Origin of the sequence: Mesorhizobium sp. M1A.F.Ca.ET.072.01.1.1 (assembly GCF_004023325.1) — a bacterium.
In the GTDB taxonomy this organism is placed as follows: Bacteria; Pseudomonadota; Alphaproteobacteria; order Rhizobiales; family Rhizobiaceae; genus Mesorhizobium.
Map to the genome: position 1 here is coordinate 1 of NZ_RZSF01000358.1, position 6,362 is coordinate 6,362.

General features: G+C 62.5%; 6 protein-coding genes and 2 pseudogenes. 3 read left to right on the forward strand and 5 right to left on the reverse strand.

Going from position 1 to position 6,362, the window contains the following annotated elements; all coding sequences use genetic code 11:
- Positions 1 to 237 (forward strand): annotated as a pseudogene (locus EOA32_RS31465) (alanine dehydrogenase); the annotation flags it as partial.
- Positions 238 to 745: 508 nt separating this feature from the next.
- On the opposite strand, the gene EOA32_RS31470 reads toward EOA32_RS31465, so the two are convergent.
- From EOA32_RS31470 to EOA32_RS31490, 5 genes are all read right to left on the reverse strand, one after another.
- Positions 746 to 1,213: a DUF1203 domain-containing protein gene (locus tag EOA32_RS31470; protein WP_066989650.1), complete on the reverse strand. Its 468-nt coding sequence runs from the start codon at positions 1,211 to 1,213 to the stop codon at positions 746 to 748.
- Between the two features lie 369 nt (positions 1,214 to 1,582).
- A complete protein-coding gene (locus EOA32_RS31475; protein ID WP_067321624.1) occupies positions 1,583 to 2,146 on the reverse strand; it encodes a GNAT family N-acetyltransferase in 564 nt (187 codons plus the stop codon).
- Between the two features lie 5 nt (positions 2,147 to 2,151).
- A complete protein-coding gene (gene sseA / locus EOA32_RS31480) occupies positions 2,152 to 3,003 on the reverse strand; it encodes a 3-mercaptopyruvate sulfurtransferase (RefSeq protein ID WP_128373796.1) in 852 nt (283 codons plus the stop codon).
- A 46-nt stretch (positions 3,004 to 3,049) separates the two neighbouring features.
- Complete coding sequence (locus EOA32_RS31485; RefSeq protein WP_128373797.1) at positions 3,050 to 3,793, reverse strand: alanyl-tRNA editing protein; 744 nt, start codon at positions 3,791 to 3,793, stop codon at positions 3,050 to 3,052.
- Entirely contained in the window at positions 3,793 to 4,827 is a 1,035-nt protein-coding gene (locus EOA32_RS31490; RefSeq protein ID WP_095830124.1) for a cysteine synthase A, read from the reverse strand. Before EOA32_RS31490 ends, EOA32_RS31485 begins: the two co-directional genes overlap by 1 nt.
- A gap of 194 nt (positions 4,828 to 5,021) precedes the next feature.
- On the opposite strand from EOA32_RS31490, the gene EOA32_RS31495 reads away from it, so the two are divergent.
- A complete protein-coding gene (locus tag EOA32_RS31495) occupies positions 5,022 to 5,867 on the forward strand; it encodes an SDR family oxidoreductase (RefSeq protein ID WP_066989643.1) in 846 nt (281 codons plus the stop codon).
- Between the two features lie 163 nt (positions 5,868 to 6,030).
- Positions 6,031 to 6,362, forward strand: a pseudogene (locus EOA32_RS31500) (alpha/beta hydrolase); the annotation flags it as partial.

Here is a 6,362-nt window from a genome sequence, read left to right on the forward strand (position 1 = left end):
ATCCACTACTGCGTCGCCAACATGCCGGGCGCGGTTCCGGTCACCTCGGCGCACGCGCTGAACAACGCCACCCTGCATCACGGCCTGCAGCTCGCCGACAAGGGCCTGAAGGCGCTGGTCGACGACCATCACCTGCGCAACGGCCTCAATGTCCACAAGGGCAAGATCACCAATCGTGCCGTCGCCGAAGCGCTGGGTTACGAGATGGTCGAACCGAAGGCGGTGCTGGCCGCCTGAAATTATTTGTCACGTAATTCCGGACGGTACCGCTGCTACAGACCTTTCCTGGAATTGCCCTCGATAAAAGCTTCCTTCTGTCGCCCGCCGGTTCTTCCGGCGGGCGTTTTTTATCGTGTTTCCAACCGGTCCTTTGCGCGAAGAGTCCGGGCAACAAAAAAGCGGAGCCAGAGCCCCGCTTCCTCGATGTTGCGATGTGCCGCCGGTCCATCCGCGGTCGGCCATCGATTAACGACTGCCCTTCTAGCGCGGTTATGCGACGGGAGTACGACAGTTTGCGGGGGCATGCGGGCCGCCGCTCAGCCATGCGAGCGAATCCGGTGCCTCTTGTGTGAAATGCTTCACATTCGGGACCCGAGAAACCTGCCTAGAGAGATTTCGCTACCTGATGGCTACGGTCGCCCTCGGTTCCGGTGAAAACCGGCCCCGCCGGCGGCTCGGGCCGAAGGCTTCTGTCACAGACTTCCAACGACCCGCCAGACCACCGGCGGGCATTTTTTGCCGGCGATCAAGCTCGTTCGATGCGGCACTGGTAGCAATTGTTCCGTGCCGAGCGGACGTGAATGTAGGCTATGTCGTCGCGCTCGAACAAAGTCTCGGCGCGGGCCGCGATATCGCCAGTCGGGACGACGGCGCCGCTGCCGTAGACGATGCGGTCGTCCTTGCCATAACCGCGCACTATGTAGTCGCTGCTTTGGAGCATCTCGGGCAGTGCATCCGCCTCCGCGGGGCGTTGGCATTCGTCCGCATGCAGGAAGATCGGTCCGGTCTCCGCGTAAGGCTGAAGCTCCGGGAACGGCCGGTAGGCGAGGATGAGATAGCTATCGCCGGTTGCGACGTTCTTCATGCAATGCCGGCACGGCACGCCATCGCCATCCGAAATCCTTCGCTCTGGCGTGTGGCCGTAAGCGTCGGGCCCTCCCCGCTGTAAGGCGCGCACGGCTTCGGTCGGCAGGGCTTTGAACTGGATGCTCATGGCAAAATTCTCCGGTGTCCTTGGCCGAAAACTATGCCGAGCCGACAGCGTCTCCCACCCGATTCCTGCCAAGCGCTTCGTGCGTCGCTCGAAGCGCAGTATCGAATTACGAACCCGAAATCACGATGCTAGACTTATCGGACCCGCCATGGACCGCGCTCCGCGCCATGATGATCGCAGAAGAAGGGTGCGGCGCGCGGGCGGCTGAGTCTGGCGATGATCCGAGCATGATACGGCCCGCAGCGACGATCTGGACGACCAAGGCGCCCCGCTGGGCTTGCATCGACACGTCGCTGCCGAACTTCGAGGGCCAGCCGCCGCCGCTTGCGTAGGCGTCGAGGCAGCCGACTGCGCCGCGCTTCCCTTTAGCTACGGTCGCATGACGCTTGCCGAGCGCTCGGCGAAGGTCAGCGGATGCACGACCTCTTTCTTTTGCGCAACCGGCGTAAAGCCAAGCTTCTGGTAAAGCGGCAGCGCCGCCGGGTGGTCGAGCGTGCAGGTCTGCACCGTGATGCGCTTCGGCCCATACGACCATGCAGCCGAGATGGCCGCACCCAGGAACCAGCGGCCGATACCCTGGCCGTGCGCATGTTCCATCATACCGAAATAGGCGAGTTCCACTTCCTCGGGCAGATGTGGCTTGAGGTCGAAGAAGCCGGCGGGAGAGCCGTCGAGGTAGAGCACGCTGATGTCGCGGTCCTCACGATGCAGGCCGGCGGCCAGTTCCTCGTCGCTCAGTCTAAGCACGTTGACCCAGTGCCATTTGCGCCCGACGCGATCCATCAGGTAGCGGTAGAAATGCAGCGGAATGTCCTTGGTCCTCAGCAACGCGATCTGCCGGTTGTAGGGCAGCGGGGGAGATGAGGCCGGCGGTGCGTGCATTTCGAGGAATGTGACCGTGACGTCGATATCCTTCGGTCCACCGTTTTCCATCGCCGTCATTCCTTGCCCGTCGCCACGGGCGTGTCGCTCAGCCCACCCCATTCGGTCCACGAGCCGTCGTACAGCCTGTTGTCGGTATGGCCAAGCGTCTCCAGCGCCAACGTGATCGCCGCCGCGGTGATGCCAGATCCGCACGAGGTGACGACCGGCTTTGTAAGATCGATACCGGCTTCCTCAATGACCTTGCGCAAGCGGTCCTTGGGCAGGAGTTCGCCATTCTCGGCAAGCGCGGCAATCGGAACATTGCGAGCGCCCGGCATATGGCCGGAACGGATGCCGGGACGCGGTTCCGGATCGATACCGGCGAAACGTCCGGGTGAGCGCGCATCGGCGATCTGGCTTTCTCCCCTTCCAACGATCCGGCGCATTTCGTCGAGGCTGACGACCCGGCTTGCATCGAAATCGGCATAAAAGACGCAAGGCGCGATCCGGGTCTGCTCCGCCGTCACCGGCCGCCCTTCCGCCTTCCAGTGGTCGAAGCCGCCATTCAGGATATAGACCTGGAAAACGCCCATGACGCGGAACATCCACCAGGCGCGCGGCGCCGAGAAATAGCCTGGACCATCATAGATGACGATCGTGTCGTCGGCCGAAACACCCATCGAGCCGACATATTGCGCGAAATATTGGGGCGACGCCAATGTGTGCGGCAGCTTGGAATCCGGGTCCGAAACGGCGTCCTGATCGAGGAAGCGGGCACCGGGGATATGGGCGTCGTCATACTCGGCGCGGGCGTCGCGTTTCTGCGCCGGCAGGTACCAGGACGCGTCAATGATGGTCAGTCCTGGCGTTCCCAACCGCTTCTCGAGCCAATCCGCGTCGACGATGAATGGGCTGTCCTCGGCCATTTTTCCTCTCCTGCCCGCTCCTCGTGACTTTGGTAGGTGTTGCTCGTCAATTCGCCGGCATCGGCCCGAAGCGGATGCGGAAGCGCCGGTTCTCGCGGCCCTTCTTTTCGATCTTGCCGATATGGATCTCGCCGATTTCGCCGGTGCTCTTCACATGGGTGCCGCCGCAAGGCTGACTGTCGATTGAGGCATTCTCGCCGATGCAGACCAGGCGAATCCTGCCGGTGCCGACGGGCGGCCGCACGTTCTTCGATTTGACAAGCCCGGGATTGGCCGAAAGTTCCTCGTCGGTGATCAGCCGCGTGAAGACGGGATGGTTGGCCCGCACAAGCTCCATCAACCTCGCTGTCACGTCCTCCTTGCTGAAGCCGGCGTCGGGAATGTCGAAATCGACGCGGCTGTCGTCCTCGGCGACCGCTGCCCCGGTGATCGGAAACGGGCAGACGACGGTGAGCAGATGGCAGGCGGAGTGCATACGCATCAGAAGATGCCGCCGCCGCCAGTCGATGGCGAGCTTCAGCTTTTCACCGACGGCCGGCAGGGCCTGTTCAGGCGCCGGCACATGGATGATCTCGTCCTTGGTCTCGCCGGTGATGGTGGCGGCGATCGCGATTCGGCTGCCGTCGGCGCGCACCAACATGCCCGTATCGCCTGGCTGCCCGCCCGACGTGGCATAGAAGATCGTGAGGTCGAGAAGGATGCCGCCGCGGTCATTGATGGCGACGACTTGCGCCTCCGCCGTGCTCAGATAGGCGTCGTCGCGAAACAGCGCTTCGGTTCTCTGCGCCATCAGGCCACCTTTTCGAACGGCACCGGGATGCTGGTTTTTTCGTCCATCCAGCCAGGGACCGGCAGGTTCTTGCTTCGCAGGAACTCGGGATTGAACAGCTTCGACTGGTAGCGCGTGCCGTAGTCGGCGAGGATCGTCACGATGGTATGGCCGGGGCCAAGCTCGCGCGCCAGCCGAATGGCGCCGGCGATGTTGATGCCCGTCGAGCCGCCGACGCACAGTCCCTCTTCCTGGATCAGATCGAAGATGATCGGCAATGCCTCCTCGTCCGGTATCTGGTAGGAGAAGTCCGGCGTGAAGCCGTCGAGATTGGCGGTGATGCGACCCTGGCCGATGCCTTCGGTGATCGAGCTGCCGTCGGCTTTCAGCTCACCGCTGGTATAGAAGCTGTAGAGCGCAGCACCCAACGGATCGGCAAGTGCGAGCTTGACGTGCCTGCTCTTGGCCTTGAGCCCGAGCGCAACGCCGGCGAGCGTGCCGCCGGAGCCGACGGCGGACACGAAGCCGTCGACCTTGCCGCCGGTTTGGGTCCAGATCTCCTCGGCAGTCGTGCGGATGTGGCCGTCGCGGTTCGCGACATTGTCGAACTGGTTCGCCCAGATCGCGCCGTTCGGCTCCGACCGTGCCATCTGCTCGGCGAGCCGCCCCGAAAGCTTCACATAGTTGTTCGGGTTCTTGTACGGCACGGCCGGCACTTCGATCAGCTCGGCTCCCAGGATCTTGATCGTGTCCTTCTTCTCCTGGCTTTGCGTGTCGGGGATGACAATGACTGTCCGGTAGCCGAGCGCCTTGGCGACCAGCGTGAGGCCAATGCCGGTGTTGCCGGCGGTCCCTTCGACGATGACACCACCGGGCCTCAGCAATCCGCGATGTTCGGCGTCCCTGATGATGAAGAGGCCTGCACGGTCCTTGACCGATTGTCCCGGATTCATGAATTCGGCCTTGCCCAGGATCTCGCAGCCGGTTGCGTCCGAAGCCTTGTTGAGCCGGATCAGGGGGGTGTTGCCGATCGCTTCGATCACATTACGGGGCATGGGGATTCCTTTATGCGTGCGGCGAGACCCTAAAAACCGGAAGCCGCGGTTTCAAGGCAAGATTTTGCCTGGTCCAGTCGCATTCGGGACGCTGCAATGCTCCCGAGCATTTCAACGATGTCATCCAAAAGCGCTCTTTTCATCCCATTTCTTCGCCGCTAGAGCACTAGCCCAGATAATTCGCAGGACTTCCAATGACACTCTACCGGGCCAACCCGAAAGACGGTGTCGCCTGGATCACGGGCGGCAGCAGCGGCCTCGGCCGGGCGCTGGCCAAGGACCTGGCGAGGCAAGGCTATGCCGTCGCGGTGACGGCGCTGGCCAGCGACCCAGCCGACACGCTGCTGGTCGAGACCGCGCAGATGGCCGGCCACGTGAAATCCTTTCCCTGCGATGTGACCGACGAAGAAGGGATGGCACGCACTGTCGCGGCGATCGAGAAAGACATGGGGCCGATCGTGCTCGCCGTCTTCAACGCCGGCAACTACATCGCCACCCCCGGTGAGCATCTCGTGGTGCGCGATTTTCATCGTTCCTTCGCCGTCAATTATTTCGGCATCGTCAACGGACTGGTGCCTGCGGTCGACTATATGCGCACGCGAGGACGCGGGCATGTCGTCCTGGTCGGGTCGGTCACGGCCTATTCCGGCTGGCCGACCACCGCCGCCTATGGCGGCACCAAAGCGGCAATCAACATCTTGGCGGAATCGCTGAAATACGACTTCGACAAGATGAACATCCGCATCCAGGTGATGAATCCGGGCTTCGTCGACACGCCGCTGACCGAGAAGAACATGCTGCCGATGCCGGGCCTGATGCCTGTTCACCGGGCATCGCGCCGCATGGCGCGCGGCATCCGGAGGGGAGGCTTCGAAGTCACCTTCCCCTATCACATAAGCTGGCCGCTGAAGCTGCTGGGCCTGTTGCCGCGACCCGTAGGCCGACTAGTGATCGGGCTGACCACCAGCTGGCGGGGACGGCCGTTGTATTTCGACCGCAAGACGCCGGGCGAAAAAAGTCCAACGGACAAAGCGGCGTAAAGCGCCTCGCGCTGAAACGCATTCAGGCAACGCGCTTTATGCCTTTCTATGCAAGTCGTTTCGCAAAACCGTCGCAGGCTTTTGCACGACATCCGCTGATCCGGGAGAGATTGCCTCTCGGTGGGCACCGCCATAGGTTGAGAATTGTTGCTTGGAGTCGGTCATGGGGCGACGGATCTTGCTTGCGGTACTGGGTCTCGTCGTTATCCTCCTCTCAGGCTTTTACCTCGGCCCACGCGTGGCGGTCGATACGACGATCCGTTTCGATCCTTCGGCGATCGGCGACGATCCGCAGGCCTATCTGGCGCGCGAAGAAGCGGCCGTGCCCAATATCCGTGACGGGTTGGACAAGGAGATCATCTGGGCGAATCCGTTGGTTCACGCCAAGACCAAGCTTGCGATCGTCTACATCCACGGATTTTCGGCATCCAAGGGCGAGATCCGGCCGCTGCCGGACGACGTCGCCGGGGAGCTCGAGGCCAATCTCTTCTACAC

Bases quoted from the DNA above. Each gene is read 5' to 3' on its own strand.
- EOA32_RS31470 (WP_066989650.1), bottom strand. From the start codon at position 1,213: ATGAGCATCCAGTTCAAAGCCCTGCCGACCGAAGCCGTGCGCGCCTTA.
- EOA32_RS31475 (WP_067321624.1), bottom strand. From the start codon at position 2,146: ATGGAAAACGGTGGACCGAAGGATATCGACGTCACGGTCACATTCCTC.
- sseA (WP_128373796.1), bottom strand. From the start codon at position 3,003: ATGGCCGAGGACAGCCCATTCATCGTCGACGCGGATTGGCTCGAGAAG.
- EOA32_RS31485 (WP_128373797.1), bottom strand. From the start codon at position 3,793: ATGGCGCAGAGAACCGAAGCGCTGTTTCGCGACGACGCCTATCTGAGC.
- EOA32_RS31490 (WP_095830124.1), bottom strand. From the start codon at position 4,827: ATGCCCCGTAATGTGATCGAAGCGATCGGCAACACCCCCCTGATCCGG.
- EOA32_RS31495 (WP_066989643.1), top strand. From the start codon at position 5,022: ATGACACTCTACCGGGCCAACCCGAAAGACGGTGTCGCCTGGATCACG.